The sequence below is a fragment of the Microcoleus sp. AT3-A2 genome, from assembly GCF_036705685.1.
Classification (GTDB): Bacteria; Cyanobacteriota; Cyanobacteriia; order Cyanobacteriales; family Microcoleaceae; genus Microcoleus.
Genome location: NZ_JAUBVF010000026.1, coordinates 1 through 16,148, shown reverse-complemented (window position 1 = coordinate 16,148; position 16,148 = coordinate 1). Strand labels below are relative to the sequence as shown.

Sequence of the window (16,148 nt, the reverse complement as noted above, 5' to 3'; positions counted from 1 at the left end):
GGACTTACACAGAAAAGTTATAGTCTAAGAGTCAACTGTCAACTGTAAACTGTGTTAAATAGTGTTGCAAAAATGCTTCCAGTTCTGTCCGTCCTTGTTGGGTAATTGAGTTGTATAAGACTTCTTTTTGTCCATTGGGAGTGTAGAAACAATAGAAGCGTCGATCTCGATCGATTGGTCGCAGGTATACTAAGGGAACGCCAACAGATGCAAGGAGTTGGGCTTTTGTGCGATCGCGCTCCTGCACCTCTGGGCGATCGTGCCAATGAGATTGACATTCTATCACCAATTTGACTTTGCGACTACCACCACAGCCGCGTTCCATCAAGGCGATATCGACTCTGGAACTCACCCAAAATTTCCAAAGTTCAATGGGAAGACGGGTGAAAGTTTCTCGACGAGAACAGATGATTTCTAGGGGAACTTGGGGACAGTAACGGAAGCGATCGCCTAAAATCATCTCTAGAATATCGATAGCGATCGTTTCTAACTCGTTGATGATTTCTCCGCTTAGGAATTCGGGAAATGAAGACAAAGAATTGTCACAGTCAAAGGCGTATAGCATTAGTTTTATTTCCGATTAGGGTTAGTGGGAATTAAAGAGGTTGTAGACGACTGTCCAAGCGTTTGCACCAATAGCGGTGGCAGTCCAAGCGCCCTTCTGGTAAGGTTTGCCTTCTTTCCGAGCGCGGTAGAGAGTTGTGGTGGATACCTCCAGCAGTTGTGCGGCTCTATGGGTTGTGCAGGATTGCTCAATTACAGTTGGTTGCGATGGGAGTTTTACCCTTCTCTTTTTGTTAAGGGAGTCGAGGGGAGTGGGTGGCTCGTCTGGGAAAAGGCTGAGTTGGAAGGCTGTCATAAACTGAACCTTTGAGTGTTAATGATTCAAGCCTATTGGGGTCAACTGAATTTCTCCAGAGCAAAACGGTTCAGAAAAAAGTGAACTGATCTGAACTGGTCAAGAAACTTGATGCTGACTATGCTAGGGATAGTTTTGATTGAGATTTTGCGCCTGTGCTGTTGTCCCGCCGTGGACTCAAGTCCACGGCTGATAGCGAAAGTCCACTCAAGTGGACTGAAGAGCGCTTTTTAGGGTCAGCATTTAGTCCTCTTGCAGAGGACTTTCGCTATCAGCCAGGGGTTTAAACCCCTGGCGGGCTATGCAACTGATGCAAAATTCTCAATTTCATCCACTCTAGTTGTTAGGAATGAGTCAAACTATGGCATCTCGCAGTGTTCGGATTGATGGCGCAGGTTTGGATAAAGTTCGTCAACGGATGGCTGAACTGGAGAAGCCACGAAATCCAGACAAACGGGGCTGGTCTCAAGAAAATCTTGAAGAACAAGCTCATGTGAGTCTCAGTACCATAAAACGCTTTCTTGAAGGTACGCCACGCGATCGCAGTAAGGTCATCTTAATTCTTAAAGCATTAGGATTTGAACCCATAAAATTTATTGCCGAACATGACTCCAACTTGCAGAATTCCGAGCTAGAGCCACAGCAAAACATTGCTATTGATTGGCAGCGAGTTTGCCAAGAAATGTTAAATGAACAGCAAGAGGAGCAACGCTTCAGACGGAGAGCGACAGAAATGGGATTTGAAATCAATGTTTTTGTACCGCTAGGTTTAATCGAACGGAAACAGCAGCAGCGTCGCAGTGGTAATGTGCCTATGGAACTGTTGCATCAATTAGAACCGGAAGTCGTTACCAGAATTTACGAACATGATGAATTCATGACTGACGTTATTGAACAAAACCCTACTGGAAAAAATAAACATATTGCTATTGTCGGCGAACCAGGAGCAGGAAAGACAACGCTGTTAGATAAAATCGCCACTCACATTCAGGAAAATAATCAAGATTTGCCGATTTGCATTGCGCTGGCAAGTTTGCAAGGAAAGACACTGAAAGAATACATTATTCAGGAATGGTTGCCAGAAGCAATTTCTCTGGTTTATCCCGATATTGATGTAGAGAAGTCTCACAAAACATCTCTACAAAAACGCTTGCGTCACGGTGGGGTGTGGCTGTTACTCGATGGTGTTGATGAAATGGCTGTAGGGGCGAACAGTTGTTTGTCCTTAGAAGAAATCCGAAACCAGCTTACTGATTGGTTGGGTAATGTGCGAGTTGTTTTGACCTGTCGAACCAATGTTTGGGATGCCAGTCTCAAGAATCCCCTCACAGGTTTTGATACTTACAAAACTCAGGAGTTTAAACCAGAGCAAGTAGAGGATTTTATTCAGCAGTGGTTTGCTGAAGCAAAAAATATTCAACGGGGACAGGAGTTACAGAAAAAGCTGCAAGAACCGCAAAAAGATCGCATCCGCCAACTCGTAAAAAATCCGCTTCGCTTATCTCTACTGTGTCAAATATCCAGCAAAAATAAGCAAGTCGAATTACCAGAAACCAAAGCCGAACTATATCAACACTTTGTCCGCTATTTCTATGAGTGGAAACCATCCCAAACGGTTATTGATTGGGCAACTCAACCAGGTTTGCGAGAAGAATTACATCAAGCCCTCGGTCGTTTGTCTATAGCAGGATTGGATAGCCATGCTAGATTTCGGTTGCCGCTGAGTTTAATTGAAAAACAAATGGGCGATAGGCTTTTTAAATTAGCCTGGGATCTCGGTTTGCTGAACTTAGTAGATCGAGAAGCTGCAACAGATGAACCTGTTTACGCATTCTTTCATCCTACATTCCAGGAATATTTTGCATCTTTAGTAATTGATAATTATCAATTTTTCATGGAGCGCTATCGAATCTTTGAAACCCAATGGCTAGAAGTAGCTATATTATGGTTAGAAAGTTTCCAAATTTCAGCACTGCTAAAGAAAGAATTGATCGACACAATAACCAATCTTAAGGAAGATAAATGGAAAAATATGTATCGGCTTAAGCTTCTACCATTAAAGATAGTTTACTCGTGTCAATCTGGCGAAATAGAATTTATTGCTGGACGGGTGTATTTCGTTTGCTTGGATGATAATATACAAACAAAAGTATGCAAATCAATGCTTCCGGGTTATGAGGAATTCATCATAGAATCGTTAAAATATTACGCTTCCAAAGAAGCCTGTGATATTATAAGTGAAGTCATCAATAATAATACTGATTTAGAACTATACGAACTATCTAGGCTTTTGGAAGTTTTATTTAAAATCAACCCGGAGCATGAATGCTTAAAAGTATTAATCCCTAAATTATTAAAAGATGATAATGAGGGAGGTGCCATAGAAGTAGCAAAAATAGCTTTAAAAAATGATAATTTCAAGCAAATTGCCGTTGATTTTTTAGTTAAGGCTTTATTGAACGAAGATGAGCAATACGAAAGAAAAAGTTTTGATATCGTTAATATTTTAATGGATTTTAAGATTTTGGACAAAGTGGTTATTGGTAAGTTAACATCATTTTTAAATAGTCAAGATTCTATGATTCAATTGCTAGCTATTTCACATTTAGACGAACTAAGCCTAAATCATAACGCTTTAGTCAACAATCAAGACGTATTGGATGCTTTGATTGATTTCATAAGTCAAAATCGAGACAATCAAATAAGTATTATTCCTGGTATAGATATAGTCAAGAGACTTGATATTGATATTTCAAAAGTCAACAGAGCAATCATGGATTTGTTATATACTTCACAAAATCCAGTGATTATTCTATCTTTATTTGACTATTTGGAGACACAAGGTTTTATTGTAGAAATCATTAATAAATTAATCCAATTAATTGCAAATGAAGAAGACACAGATGAATCTATAGCTTATGCTCAAATGTTAGTAATGGCAAGCTTGAGCTATCCAAAAATTTTCGAGAATCGGTCAATTATTAAAAAATTGATTTGTTTGGTAAAAGTAAAAATTGACTTTGACTATCTTTTACTACATTTAGTACAAATTTTTTCTCAAACTACAACAATGTATGAGCGTTTTAAAATAGTAGGCTACCAAAGTAGCAAAGATAAGACATTCATTGATTATATAAGTTTATTGATAGAAAACTATCTGAATAAAAATACAACCGAGGAGTTAAATTTACCCACAAGTGACGATACAGAAAATATAGAAGGTTTTTTGATTGAAAGACAATATGTTGAATTTGTTTCACTAATTAACGAGCCACAAGAACTAAACATTATAAATTGGCGGCTAAATAGTTTTGCTGAGAAATTATATGATTGCGAAGAAATTGCGATTGCCAAAATTAAACAAACTAATTTTGAAGTCATCGATAAACTAATGGAAATTCTCCAAATAAATAAAGACAACATATTACGCTTTATTTGTATGGAAATATTAGTTAACATTGAAACGTTGTCACCACAATCTATTGTTGATAAATTAGTAAACTTAACCGTCAATTTAAAAGACCGTCAAATTCAAGGGTTTCTTGGCGCCGAATTAAAACAAATTACTCACAAATCACAACTGCAAAGGCTAGTTTTTGGTCTAAAGGATTATGTAGAAAATGCAGTTGCTAAGTTTGACACGGATTTATATATAATTGCTCATTCAGTGCTGTGGCATTGTGCTAATCACTTGAGTTATACGGAATTTTATGACGCTTGTTGTGTTCAACCATCTTGTACTGACTTAGAGGCATTTGAAAACATCTCTCTTGCTAACTCTTCTACTGCTCAATACCTCAACATTGTTGAGAAATTTTCAGTTTTTAAGTCTGCGGTTTCCCATAATGAAGAACTCAATCAAGCAGTACAACTGATTTGTATTGATGGTAGCGAATTTAACCCTCCAGATAATCCTGCCACTGATATCTATATCCAAATGGTAGAGCAAGGTTGTCCAGAACGACAAGAAGGAACACCCACAACTATGCCACTGCTCAAAGCCTATTGGCGACTGAATTTGAGAAACCTAGAAAAACGAGTTGCGTTGGTGTTCTACAACTCTAAAATCGATCGCGAATTCAGCGAACCTTTTCTAACTGCACTGAGTGCTTTTGGAGGCACGATCGCAATCATCACCGATCGACCATGCGACAATGTAAAACGCATTTCTCCTAACCATCCGAATCTCATCGATGCAGTTTTGAAATGGCTGCATCGATCGATTTTGGAGGCTTGAATTTTGATTTTGGCAGAAGGCGATCGCTTTTTCACCAACTCAGGCCCGATCGCACTCACACCCCCAAATCCCACTCGATCGAAACATTTCTTCATCTTTCTCTGAATTAAGAGAATCGTCGGCTAAAACAGAGTAGGAGAATTTCCGCTACGATCGAGAGTAGATAGGCTAGCACCAGATAAAATAAAGTAAAAATTCCATCGGCACTACCCGTTGAGATGGCTGCGAGCTCTCGGTTCAAAAGTGGAGATTTTGCTACCTTGGCATTTGCGGGGGGAAATGGCTACAGAAATTCAAAATACTTGGAATTTATACAAATAGAAAGACAGAAATCGACGACAGCCGATCGATCTATTGTGGAAAACTTGCCCTTTTCTGTGGAAAACCCTCGTTTTCCTGTGGAAAACTGCTACTAAATTAAGTGCGATCGCTCTAACCCGATTGATAGGATTTAAAAAATTGGAGGAATTGCGGTAAGTAAAAATACTTTCCCGATTCTTCAATTAATCCGTGTATCCGTGTCAAAATCACTGGTTGTGCCTTCATTTTTCAGAATCGTAGCTAATTTGGTCGGAATGGTAAGCCGGCGGCTCAACGTGAATTAAGATGCGTACAGGGCTGAAACGTTCTTCCAAACGGGCTTCTACTTCTTCTGTAATCCGGTGAGCTGTTTCTACATCGACAGCATCGACAATCATGTGCATCTCAATAAATACTTGACGCCCTACAACGCCACGGGAGGCGATCGAGTGACAGTTTACAACCCCCGGTACATCGATCGCGATCGCATGAATAACTTCCGGTGCGATCGCCATTTCATCCACCAACCAAGGCAGATTTTCCCTTAAAACTTTCCAACCGCTGCTAAATACCAAAACAGCCACAGGAAAAGACAAAAACACGTCCAGGAATTGCAGTTGAGGTATATTCCAAACCTGCCCTTGCCAAACACCAATCAACCCGCCGATGACCATAATTGTCACCCAAACATCGCTCATCGTGTGCTGAGCGTCAGCCACTAAAATCGCGCTACCGAGACGTTGGCCAACTCTGCGCTCGTAAAAAGTGACAAAAATATTAATCCCCAGTACAATCAGCAAAATCCACAGTTCATTTGGGGATATTTTGACAACTGTGCCACCTTTGAGCAACCTTTCGACAGCACCGCTGATAATTTCAAAACAGGCAATTCCCAGAAAAGCAGCAATTCCCAGAGCTCCGAGAGCATCAAATTTTTGGTGTCCGTAGGGATGATCGCGATCGGGCTGCGGATTGGCATAATGATTAGTTACCAATCCTAAAATATTATTAGCGCTGTCCGTGACGCTGTGCAAAGCATCTGCCAGCAAACTGAGGGAACCAGTCAGCCATCCCACGACTGCTTTAATTGCCATCACCAGCAAATTTAGCAATAAGGTAATTATTAAAACCTTGCGGACTTCGGAACGGTTATCGGCAACCATAAAATCTCCTCTATCTGCCGTTAAGTTTTCTGGTTTCTAGTTTAAAGCTTATCAAGTCATAAAAGGTTAAAACTCTTGCGGAATCTAGCTTGCGACTAGATTGATATTCATTAATTTAGCCGAGCTTCTTGAGACAAATTTTAATTAATACCAGTTTCGCAGTGCAATTGAGCTGGAATGTACTTCTTTTGGGTTACTATATTTTTTATCATTAACAATAGTATGTTAAATTTCATTGCCCATGTCTCTTTCTCCGCTGACACTGAATTTAGTCGAAGGTTCTGTCTCCTTTAGCTTTTCCCCGCAAGCCGCGCGGGATTTGCAAAGCGAAATTGCAGCTTTGATGGAAAGCTTGAAAGCTGTAGCAGCCAAAACCTCTGGCGCTAAAGCTTCTCCCCAAAAACCGATGGAATATCGGTATGCAGGAGATGTATTTTTGGAAGTTTTCTGCAACCCGAATATCTGGCCAACTCCTTTTGCTGCAAAAGTGCTGATTACGGTTCGGGACGATCGTGTGCGCGTGACCACCGAAGCCGAACTCAGCCGCCTGCGCGACGATCTCGCTCAGTATATCGAACAAGTGGGTTGAGATTCTCAACCTCGATCGTTTGTAGTTAATAGGTTGAATCTGAGTTCAGATACCATTCTCAAGAACAGGCTTTCCAGCCTGTTCCACAAACATTGAATTTTCTTGTGGGGAGTAGGGGTTGGGTTTCTAGGCGGCCCGTGAAAGGATTACTGACAAAGGATACCTATCAGCAGGCGAAGCCGACCATTCCCACATTGAACCTGCATAATTCTTAGCATTAAATCCCACATTTGTCAAGACACAAGTCAACCATCCAGAGCGAATTCCCCCGGAGCAATAACTGACAATTTGAGTTGACTGCGAAACTCCTTTTTGCTGCAAAATAGCGACAATTTCCCCGCGATCCAGCAGTTTTCCCTGTTTGTCCATTAACTGTTTGTAATAGAGGTGAACCGCACCGGGAATGTGGCCGCCCCGCTTTTCTCCGTAAGGCGTTTTACCTGCATATTCTCGCGGCTCTCTGGCGTCAATAATGACTAAATTCTCATCTCCTAAAATAGCTTTCAATTCATCCCGCTGAATTTCCCAATTCGAGCGGCGAGATATTACAAAATCTCCTGTTTTTGGTGGATTGTTTGCAGCTTTTACTCGATTAATTCCAGCTTGGATTAAAGCCCTATATCCTCCATCGACAAAAACTGCTTTTTCCTGTCCCAAAGTCCGCAACATCCAAACAATTCGCCCGTCTTCGCCCCACCCTTTCACGGAATCGGCAACGACTATGACAGGTTTGTCTTGACAAATACCACTGGCTTGCAGTTTTTGAGTTAAAACTGTGTTATTTTCGATAATTTTTCCCTTGTGGGGAAAGTCGGAACGCGAAAATTCCTGCCAAGTTACGGGAATAGCTGGTGGGATACGGCAAAACCACTTTAAAATGGGTGCGCGAGCATCTAGTAAAGTAGCTTCTTGTTCCAGCAATTGCTTAGCTAAATCTGCATTTACTATCCAGTTATTTGCTAAATTACCCAGTAAATTAGACATAATTTATTGAGTAACTTTGGCTGTATTAGCACCGCAGGCTAAAACCCCTTTGGTATTAGTTGGATTAGCTGGTTTAGTCTTGCCAGGAGCAGCATTTAGACACAAGATTGTTTGTGTCTTGTTTCCCACCAAAAAGACTCCCCCCACAAAACTTTTGAGATTAGCTTGTTTCGATACTCCGTAGTTAAATACAGCACCTTTTTTCATCATGCCGATCGAGTAGCTGTAATTGGCTGAGTTAGGTTTAACTTGGAGACCGAGATAAACCAATAGATTGGAAACAGAACTTGTAAAGCCTGCTTTTTCAGCATAGTAAACTTGCTGAGCTTTATTCATCGAACCCACAAAATTTTTCGCTTGTGATTCCTTAGCTTCAAGCGTTTGTGAAACTTGAGCTTCCGAGATAGGACTGAAAACAACTGGCAGAGTTAGAGCTGCGATCGCAACTTTGATCTGCCAGTTGCTGCTATAAATCCTGCTTAATTTCACAGACAACAGGTGGGATGAGCAGTTGAGAAACATATAATTAAACTAATTGTTTTGCCTGAAACTGTTTCAACGCCCCAGGAGCAACCGTGCCGTGTTCTGTTATTATTCCCGATATTAATTCCGCCGGAGTTACGTCAAAAGCGGGATTGTAAAATTCAACTCCCACAGGACAAATCCGCGTAGTTCCAACTTGATACATTTCCACTGAATCGCGTTCCTCAATGGGGATTTTGCTGCCGTCGGAAAGTTCAAAATCAATTGTAGATAGAGGCGCAGCGACAAAAAACGGGACGTTGTGAGCTTTGGCAACAATTGCTAAACTGTAAGTGCCAATTTTATTGGCGGCGTCGCCGTTAGCAGCGATTCTGTCTGCACCGACAACTACTGCGTGAATCATGCCGAGTTTCATACAGTGAGCAGCCATATTGTCGGCTATTAATGTGACTGGAATTCCTTCTTGCACGCATTCCCAAGTGGTCAGTTTTGCACCTTGGAGACGGGGCCGAGTTTCATCGGCAAAAACTCTTCCAAGTCTTCCTTCTCGCCAAGCAGAACGAAATACACCTAAAGCAGTACCGTAGCCTGCTGTTGCTAATGCACCGGCATTGCAGTGAGTTAGTAAGTTCAATTTTTCTGGTGTAGCTGGCAGAACTTCTAAACCTTTGTCGCCGATATCTTTACAAGTTTGCAAGTCTTCTGCTTGAATGGTTTTGGCCATTTCTAACAAAGTTTTTTGCACTTGTTCGACAGAACCGCTAGTTCTCTCGGCTGTTTTGAGCATTCGCGATATTGCCCAAAACAAATTAACCGCAGTGGGACGAGTCGATCGCAATAACTCGCCAACTTGTTCTAGTTTAATAAAAAACTCGGTACGATCGCTCGTTTCGATTTCTCGCGCCCCCAAATACATCCCGTAAGCTGCTGCTACCCCGATCGCCGGAGCACCTCGGACTATCATAGTTTTAATCGCCTCAGCCATATCTTCGTAGCGGCTAATTTCGACTACACCGTATTCTTTCGGCAATCGGTTTTGGTCAATTAGCAGAACTCGGTCTTCCATCCAAGTGACGGGCGAAACAGGGGAGTTTTGAGCGGTCATCGATTTCAATTATGTGAGGGACAAGTTTCTATGATGCCATGAAGGCGACTATTCCTCTATGTTATGAGGGACACGCTGAATTTGCCAAAATCCCAGCCATGCGGTTTTAGCTTCGAGACTGGAGATTTGAGATTGAATAATTGCTGCATACCCACGACTCTCTGGGTTTGGAACTTATACAGAGTTGGATTCTTTTTCACAAAAGTGTACTTAGTAAAAAACCGAACATTAAGTTGTGTAAATTATACTTACGTTTTTTGAAAAATTTCCGTAACCGGGAACAAGCTAGCTGTACCTGGGGTCTGGTTTTTTTAAGTTGAGAATGAAAAAGTGCGATCGAGCAACTTTCCAGCTCCAACAGATTTAGAAGAAGCACAAAAATAGATAATTGTAAAGCTTTGTCTGTACAACTTTTACTTAGTTGAAGGCGGGTTTTGTGGTAGCCATATTTGTGGTGGATTGAAGTAGCGATTATAATCGCACGGAAACAACATTTTGAAAACCTACTTAGGTGCATGGGGGAACAGTAATTATGAAAAACCTACACATAGTCTTCGTAGATTCAGCAGTTGAAGATTGGCTAAGTCTGGCGGTTGGTGTTAAAGCGGGGATGGAGGTAATTTTAGTCGATCGGGCGCGCGACGGCATCGAACAAATTGCCGAAGCACTGCAGAGCCGCAAAGGTATAGAAAGCGTTCACATTATTTCTCACGGGGAATCTGGAAGTTTGCAGCTAGGGCCAACTATCCTGAATTCCGACAATTTAGAAACATATAGCGACTGTTTGAAACAGTGGTTTTCGTCATCTGTAAACTCAATTAAAAATCGATTTGAAATTCTGCTATACGGATGTAACGTAGCAGCCGGTGAAAAAGGAGAGGCTTTTGTACAAAAGCTAAGCAAGTTAACAAAAGCTAATATTGCTGCTTCTTCAGATATTACGGGGAGCGCCCAAAAAGGCGGAAACTGGGTACTTGAATACGCTACTGGAGCGATTAAAACAGGATTGGCGATCGAGCCAGAGGTAATGGCAAATTACGCACATACCTTGGCTATATTCACTGTTTTTAATACCAACGATGCTGGGCCGGGTTCGCTGCGACAAGCGATTACGGATGCGAATGCAGCGGCCACACCACCGCACAATATTAACTTTGCCATTGGTACAGGCGCGCAGACGATCGCACCCCTGACTGCCTTGCCAAATATTAACGTTCCCACAATCATCGACGGTACTAGCCAACCGGGGTTCGCCGGCACCCCCCTGATCCAACTCGATGGAGCAAATGCGGTTGACACGGGTTTGAGCCTCGCTGGTAGCGGTGGCAGCACTTTGCGGGGATTAATAATTAATCGCTTCACCAACAGCGGCATATCCCTCCAAAGCAACGGCAACACCTTAGTAGGCAACTACATCGGCATCAACGCCACTGACACCGCTGCACCCAACTTATTTGGCGTCCTTGTTCAGAGTGGCAGCGGTAACATAATTGGCGGGCCTAACCTGGGCGATCGCAACGTCATTTCTGGGAATACAGCCAACGGTATCGCCATCGTTGGCGGTACAGGAGGCAACCAAGTGCTGGGCAACTACATCGGTACCAACGCTGCGGGCACTGCTGCCTTGCCCAACGCTGTTTTCGGCATCGCCGTTCAGAGTGGCAGTGGCAACATAATTGGCGGGACTAACCCGGGCGATCGCAACATCATTTCTGGGAATACAGCCGACGGTATCACCATCGTTGGCGGTACAGGAGGCAACCAAGTGCTGGGCAACTACATTGGCACCAACGCTGCCGGCACCCTGGCCTTGCCCAACACCAGCGGCGTTAGCATCAACGGCTTACCCACCAACACGATTAGCGGGAATGTCATTTCCGGTAACAGCATTCACGGTGCTGCCATTCTGGGTGCCGGTGCCATCGGCAATACCCTGACAGGCAACTTCATCGGCACCAACGCTATCGGCAGCGCCGCTTTGCCCAACGCTGCTTTCGGCGTCTCCATTGAGGGAGGTGCAAACAACAACATTGTTGGCGGGACAGCCCTAGCAGCCCGCAACATTATTTCCGGCAACAGTAACGGTGTGGGACTGTCTGGTCCCACCACTACGGGCAATACTCTGACAGGGAACTTCATCGGCACCAACGTCTCAGGTAACGCCGCTTTGCCCAACACTGGTGTCGGCGTCGTCATCCAGGGAGGTGCAAACAACAACATTGTTGGCGGGACAACCCCAGCCGCCCGCAACATTATTTCCGGCAACAGCAACGGTAACGGCGTATCACTGTCTGGTCCCACCACCACGGGCAACTCCTTGTTCGGTAACTTCATCGGCGTCGGCTCCGACGGTACCTCCCCCGTGCCCAATATTACTGGGGTGTTGATTGACGGAGCAATCAATAATGCGATCGGCGGTACAGCAGCAGGTCAAGGAAATACGATCGCCAACAACCTCGGTTCGGCAGTAAATATCATCGCCGGTACCGGCAACAGCATCCAAAACAACTCGATCTTCGCCAACGCCGGCCTAGGCATCGACCTCGGCAACAACGGCATCACCGCCAACGATGCGGGCGACGCCGACATCGGTGCAAACAACCTCCAAAACACCCCCGTACTCACTACCGCTACCGCCAGTGCTGGCAGCGTCACCGTCGCGGGAACTTACAACAGCATTCCCAGTACCACATTCACCCTGCAAATTTTCGCCAACACTCCCCCGGGCACCCAAGGTCAAACCTTCATCGCTTCTATCCCGGTAACTACTGACGCCGCCGGCAACGCTGCCTTCAATCAAACTTTCGCAGCAGCAGTCACCGCAGGCCAATTAATCACCGCGACAGCAACCGACGCCGCCGGCAACACTTCGGAATTTTCCGCACAGCCTGTTCCTGTTGTCGTACCGCTGAGTACCATCACGGGCATCAAATTCAACGACATTGACGGCAACGGCACTCAAACCGCCGGAGAACTTGGCGTTCCCGGAGTGACTGTTTTTCTCGACACCAACGGTGACGCCATTCTCACTGCCGGCGAAACTTCCGCAACTACCGGGGCTGACGGCACTTTCACTTTCGGCAACTTGCCTGCTGGCACTTACAACGTTCGGGAAGTTGTACCGGCTGGAAGCCAAACAACTACGCTTAACCCGGTTGCAGTGACGCTGGCAGCAGGTCAAACTACTCCTGCTACAGTTAATTTCGGCAACCAAGCAATACCAGTACCGCTGAGTACCATCACCGGCATCAAATTTAACGACATTGACGGCAACGGCACTCAAGCAGCCGGAGAAGTTGGTGTGCCCGGAGTTACAGTTTTCCTCGACACAAACGGTGACGGCATTCTCACTGCCGGCGAAACTTCCGCAACTACCGATGCTAACGGCGGCTTCAATTTCCCCAACTTGCCCGCAGGCACTTACAACGTTCGGGAAGTTGTACCCGCCAACAGCCAGCCAACTACTCCCAATCCGGTTGCAGTGACGCTGGCAGCAGGCCAAACTACTCCTGCTACGGTGAATTTCGGCAATCGATCTATATCCGCTCTACTCGGCAGCATTACTGGCATAACATTTCAGGACGACGACGACAACGGCACTCAAGGTGCGGGAGAAACTGGCTTAGCCGGAAACACTGTTTTCCTCGACACTAACAATGACGGCATTCTCGATGTCGGAGAAACTTCCGCAACTACCGGGGCTGACGGCAGCTTCAATTTCCCCAACTTGCCTGCAGGTACTTACAGCGTTCAGGAAGTCGGGCTGTTTCCCTACCTGCCGACTACTCCCAATCCGGTTTCAGTGACGCTGGCGACAGGCCAAACGACTCCCGCTGTGGTGAATTTCGGCAATCGCCCGTTTGATCTGTTTCCTGAATTGGGAACCATTATTGGTATCAAATTTAACGACATTGACGGCAACGGCACTCAAGCAGCCGGAGAACTAGGTGTGCCCGGAGTCACTGTTTTCCTCGACACTAACAACGACGGCATTCTCGATGCCACAGAAACTTCGGCAACTACTGGGGCTGACGGCAGTTTCACTTTCCCCAACTTGGCATCGGGTACTTACAACGTTCGCGAAGTTGTACCGTCATTCAGCCAGCCAACTACTCCCAATCCGGTTGAAGTGACGCTGGCAGCAGGTCAAACTACTCCTGCTACAGTTAATTTTGGGAATCGCCTCCAGACGGGCACCATAACTGGCATTAAATTCAACGACACCAACGGTAACGGCACTCAAGATACCGGAGAAATTGCCATCCCTGGCGTCACGATTTTCCTTGACACTAACAACAACGGCACTCCAGACACCGGAGAAACCCAAGTTACTACCGGTACCGATGGCAGCTATAGCTTCCCCAACCTGCAAACAGGCACCTACAACGTCCGGGAAGTAGTGCCGACAGGTTTTACGGCAACCACCCCTAACCCCCGAACCGTTCCGTTAGATCCAGGTCAAACTTCCACTGCCAATTTCGGCAACCAACCAGTCCCGCCAACACCAACGCCGACTCCGACTCCGACTCCGACTCCGCCTCCGACTCCGCCTCTGCCTCCCACTCCCGTACAACAAGGCAGCATCAGCGGTCTTAAATTCAACGACGGCAACGGCAACGGTACTCAGGATGCAGAGGAAACTGGTCTTTCGGGATGGCAAATTTTTCTCGATGATAACGGGAACAACTCTTTAGATTCGGGCGAAACTACTGTTACCACTGACAATTCTGGTAATTACAGCTTCAACAACCTCAATCCCGGCACCTACAATGTGCGGGAAGTGCAGCAAACTGGTTGGACGCAAACTACTGCTAATCCGGCGGCGGTTAATCTGGGTAGTGGCGAAAGTCAATCGAACGTTAATTTTGGCAATTTCCAAAATATTAGCATCTCCGGCAACAAGTTTAATGACCTCAATAATAATGGGGTTTTGGATGCTCAAGAACCGCTCTTACCGAACTGGCAAGTCTTCCTTGACGCTAACAGCAATGACTCTTTAGATGGTGGAGAAGTTAACACTTCAACTGATAGTTTGGGCGGCTACAGTTTCGCTAATTTAGGCCCAGGAACTTATCGAGTTCGGGAAGTCAATCAACCTGGTTGGACACAAACTACTGCCAATCCTGCTGATATTATTGCTGTCAGCGGCAGTAATGTTGACAATATTAACTTTGGCAATTTCTTCGCCCAAGTCCAACCAACACCAACACCAACACCAACACCACCACCGCAAGAAGGACAAGATGCTGACTGCATTTGTTCGCAAATTGTTTTACCCAGCCTTAGCAGTATTGGCGGTCCAAATTCTGTCACTAATACCCGCAACGGTACTAACGGCAACGACACTATTCTCGGCACTAATAACGGTGACGAAATAAATGGTTTTGACGGCGATGATTTGTTGGCCGGATTACAGGGCAATGATAATATTTACGGAGGACTTAACAGTGCTTTCCCGGTTGGCCCAGATATAGATAGGGACTTGGTGTTTGGCAATGAGGGTAATGATTACCTCAATGGGGTTGCTGGAGATGATTTAATCTTTGCGGGCAAGAACGACGATGTGGTTTACGGCGGCAAAGATGACGACATTATTTTCGGCGACCAAGAAAGCGATACTTTAATTGGCGACCAGGGTAACGATACTATCTACGGGGGAACTATTAACCCTTTGGAGCCGGATTTGACTGGCAATGATTTGGTGTTCGGTTTGGCGGGCGATGACTTCCTCAGCGGGGAGAAAAATCAAGATACGATCGCCAGCGGTGAGGGTGATGATACAGTGCGTGCCGGCAAGGGCGATGACTTAGTTTTCGGCGAATTGGGCAGCAACCTGCTGTTTGGCGATGAAGGCAGTGATACTATCTGTGGCGGCGAGGGGGAAGATACAGTGTACGGGGATATTGGTAGCCCCCTCCCCATTGGTTCTACTGGCGGAAAAGACCAAATATGTGGCGGTTTGGGCAACGATTTGCTGTTTGGCAATGAAGGTCAGGATACCGTTAACGGGGAAACTGGGAACGATACTCTTTACGGCGGTAAGGATGAGGATAGTTTGCTTGGCAGTGCTGGGGACGATTTCTTGTTCGGAGATCAAGGGAATGATACTCTGACTGGAGGCACCGGAAACGATCGATTTATGTTGGGTATTGACCTCGGCAGCGAGACTATTTTAGACTTTCAATACGGTATCGATTCGATCGGCTTAATGGGTGGCCTGGATTTCTCTCAACTGAGCATTGTTGCCGAGAATAGTTCAACTCTCATCCGAGTTACTGGTTCCGGGCAACTTCTGGCAACTCTCAATAATGTGCCTGCAAGCGTGATTACTACCACCGATTTTGCACTACTCTAGTACAGCGAGGCGGAAATCCACAGACCATTAAATAGCCAAAACTTTGCCCTTATATGTCCACTTAAAAGGTTTA

Annotated in this window: 10 protein-coding genes; 4 read left to right on the top strand and 6 right to left on the bottom strand. The window is 45.1% G+C overall.

Going from position 1 to position 16,148, the window contains the following annotated elements; translation table 11 throughout:
• Window positions 1–31: 31 nt before the first annotated feature.
• Both QUB37_RS16050 and QUB37_RS16045 read right to left on the bottom strand, forming a co-directional pair.
• A complete protein-coding gene (locus QUB37_RS16050; protein WP_333163620.1) occupies window positions 32–565 on the bottom strand; it encodes a DUF2726 domain-containing protein in 534 nt (177 codons plus the stop codon).
• A 21-nt stretch (window positions 566–586) separates the two neighbouring features.
• Window positions 587–859, bottom strand: a complete 273-nt coding sequence (locus tag QUB37_RS16045; protein WP_333163618.1) for a hypothetical protein — start codon at window positions 857–859, stop codon at window positions 587–589.
• Window positions 860–1,220: 361 nt separating this feature from the next.
• Here QUB37_RS16045 and QUB37_RS16040 point away from each other — a divergent pair, with 361 nt between their 5' ends.
• A complete protein-coding gene (locus QUB37_RS16040) occupies window positions 1,221–5,096 on the top strand; it encodes an NACHT C-terminal alpha/beta 1 domain-containing protein (RefSeq protein ID WP_333163616.1) in 3,876 nt (1,291 codons plus the stop codon).
• Window positions 5,066–5,206: a hypothetical protein gene (locus QUB37_RS16035; protein ID WP_333163614.1), complete on the top strand. Its 141-nt coding sequence runs from the start codon at window positions 5,066–5,068 to the stop codon at window positions 5,204–5,206. Before QUB37_RS16040 ends, QUB37_RS16035 begins: the two co-directional genes overlap by 31 nt.
• Before the next feature lie 432 nt (window positions 5,207–5,638).
• On the opposite strand, the gene QUB37_RS16030 is transcribed toward QUB37_RS16035, so the two are convergent.
• Window positions 5,639–6,559, bottom strand: coding sequence for a cation diffusion facilitator family transporter (locus tag QUB37_RS16030; protein ID WP_333163611.1), 921 nt, complete (start codon window positions 6,557–6,559; stop codon window positions 5,639–5,641).
• A gap of 241 nt (window positions 6,560–6,800) precedes the next feature.
• Between QUB37_RS16030 and QUB37_RS16025 the strand changes: the two genes are divergently transcribed.
• Entirely contained in the window at window positions 6,801–7,148 is a 348-nt protein-coding gene (locus QUB37_RS16025; RefSeq protein WP_333163608.1) for a hypothetical protein, read from the top strand.
• A gap of 126 nt (window positions 7,149–7,274) precedes the next feature.
• Here QUB37_RS16025 and QUB37_RS16020 read toward each other — a convergent pair whose 3' ends face one another.
• The 3 genes from QUB37_RS16020 to mtnA are packed head-to-tail and all read right to left on the bottom strand — an operon-like array spanning window position 7,275 to window position 9,720.
• Complete coding sequence (locus QUB37_RS16020; RefSeq protein WP_333163605.1) at window positions 7,275–8,132, bottom strand: rhodanese-like domain-containing protein; 858 nt, start codon at window positions 8,130–8,132, stop codon at window positions 7,275–7,277.
• Window positions 8,133–8,135: 3 nt separating this feature from the next.
• Window positions 8,136–8,621, bottom strand: coding sequence for a type IV pilin-like G/H family protein (locus tag QUB37_RS16015; RefSeq protein ID WP_333163602.1), 486 nt, complete (start codon window positions 8,619–8,621; stop codon window positions 8,136–8,138).
• A 37-nt stretch (window positions 8,622–8,658) separates the two neighbouring features.
• Window positions 8,659–9,720, bottom strand: coding sequence for an S-methyl-5-thioribose-1-phosphate isomerase (gene mtnA, locus QUB37_RS16010; protein ID WP_333163600.1), 1,062 nt, complete (start codon window positions 9,718–9,720; stop codon window positions 8,659–8,661).
• A gap of 532 nt (window positions 9,721–10,252) precedes the next feature.
• On the opposite strand from mtnA, the gene QUB37_RS16005 reads away from it, so the two are divergent.
• Window positions 10,253–16,075, top strand: a complete 5,823-nt coding sequence (locus tag QUB37_RS16005; protein ID WP_333163597.1) for an SdrD B-like domain-containing protein — start codon at window positions 10,253–10,255, stop codon at window positions 16,073–16,075.
• Window positions 16,076–16,148: the final 73 nt, after the last annotated feature.

Coding starts and splice junctions, on each gene's coding strand:
- QUB37_RS16050 (WP_333163620.1), bottom strand. CDS start 565: ATGCTATACGCCTTTGACTGTGACAATTCTTTGTCTTCATTTCCCGAA.
- QUB37_RS16045 (WP_333163618.1), bottom strand. CDS start 859: ATGACAGCCTTCCAACTCAGCCTTTTCCCAGACGAGCCACCCACTCCC.
- QUB37_RS16040 (WP_333163616.1), top strand. CDS start 1,221: ATGGCATCTCGCAGTGTTCGGATTGATGGCGCAGGTTTGGATAAAGTT.
- QUB37_RS16035 (WP_333163614.1), top strand. CDS start 5,066: ATGGCTGCATCGATCGATTTTGGAGGCTTGAATTTTGATTTTGGCAGA.
- QUB37_RS16030 (WP_333163611.1), bottom strand. CDS start 6,559: ATGGTTGCCGATAACCGTTCCGAAGTCCGCAAGGTTTTAATAATTACC.
- QUB37_RS16025 (WP_333163608.1), top strand. CDS start 6,801: ATGTCTCTTTCTCCGCTGACACTGAATTTAGTCGAAGGTTCTGTCTCC.
- QUB37_RS16020 (WP_333163605.1), bottom strand. CDS start 8,132: ATGTCTAATTTACTGGGTAATTTAGCAAATAACTGGATAGTAAATGCA.
- mtnA (WP_333163600.1), bottom strand. CDS start 9,720: ATGACCGCTCAAAACTCCCCTGTTTCGCCCGTCACTTGGATGGAAGAC.
- QUB37_RS16005 (WP_333163597.1), top strand. CDS start 10,253: ATGAAAAACCTACACATAGTCTTCGTAGATTCAGCAGTTGAAGATTGG.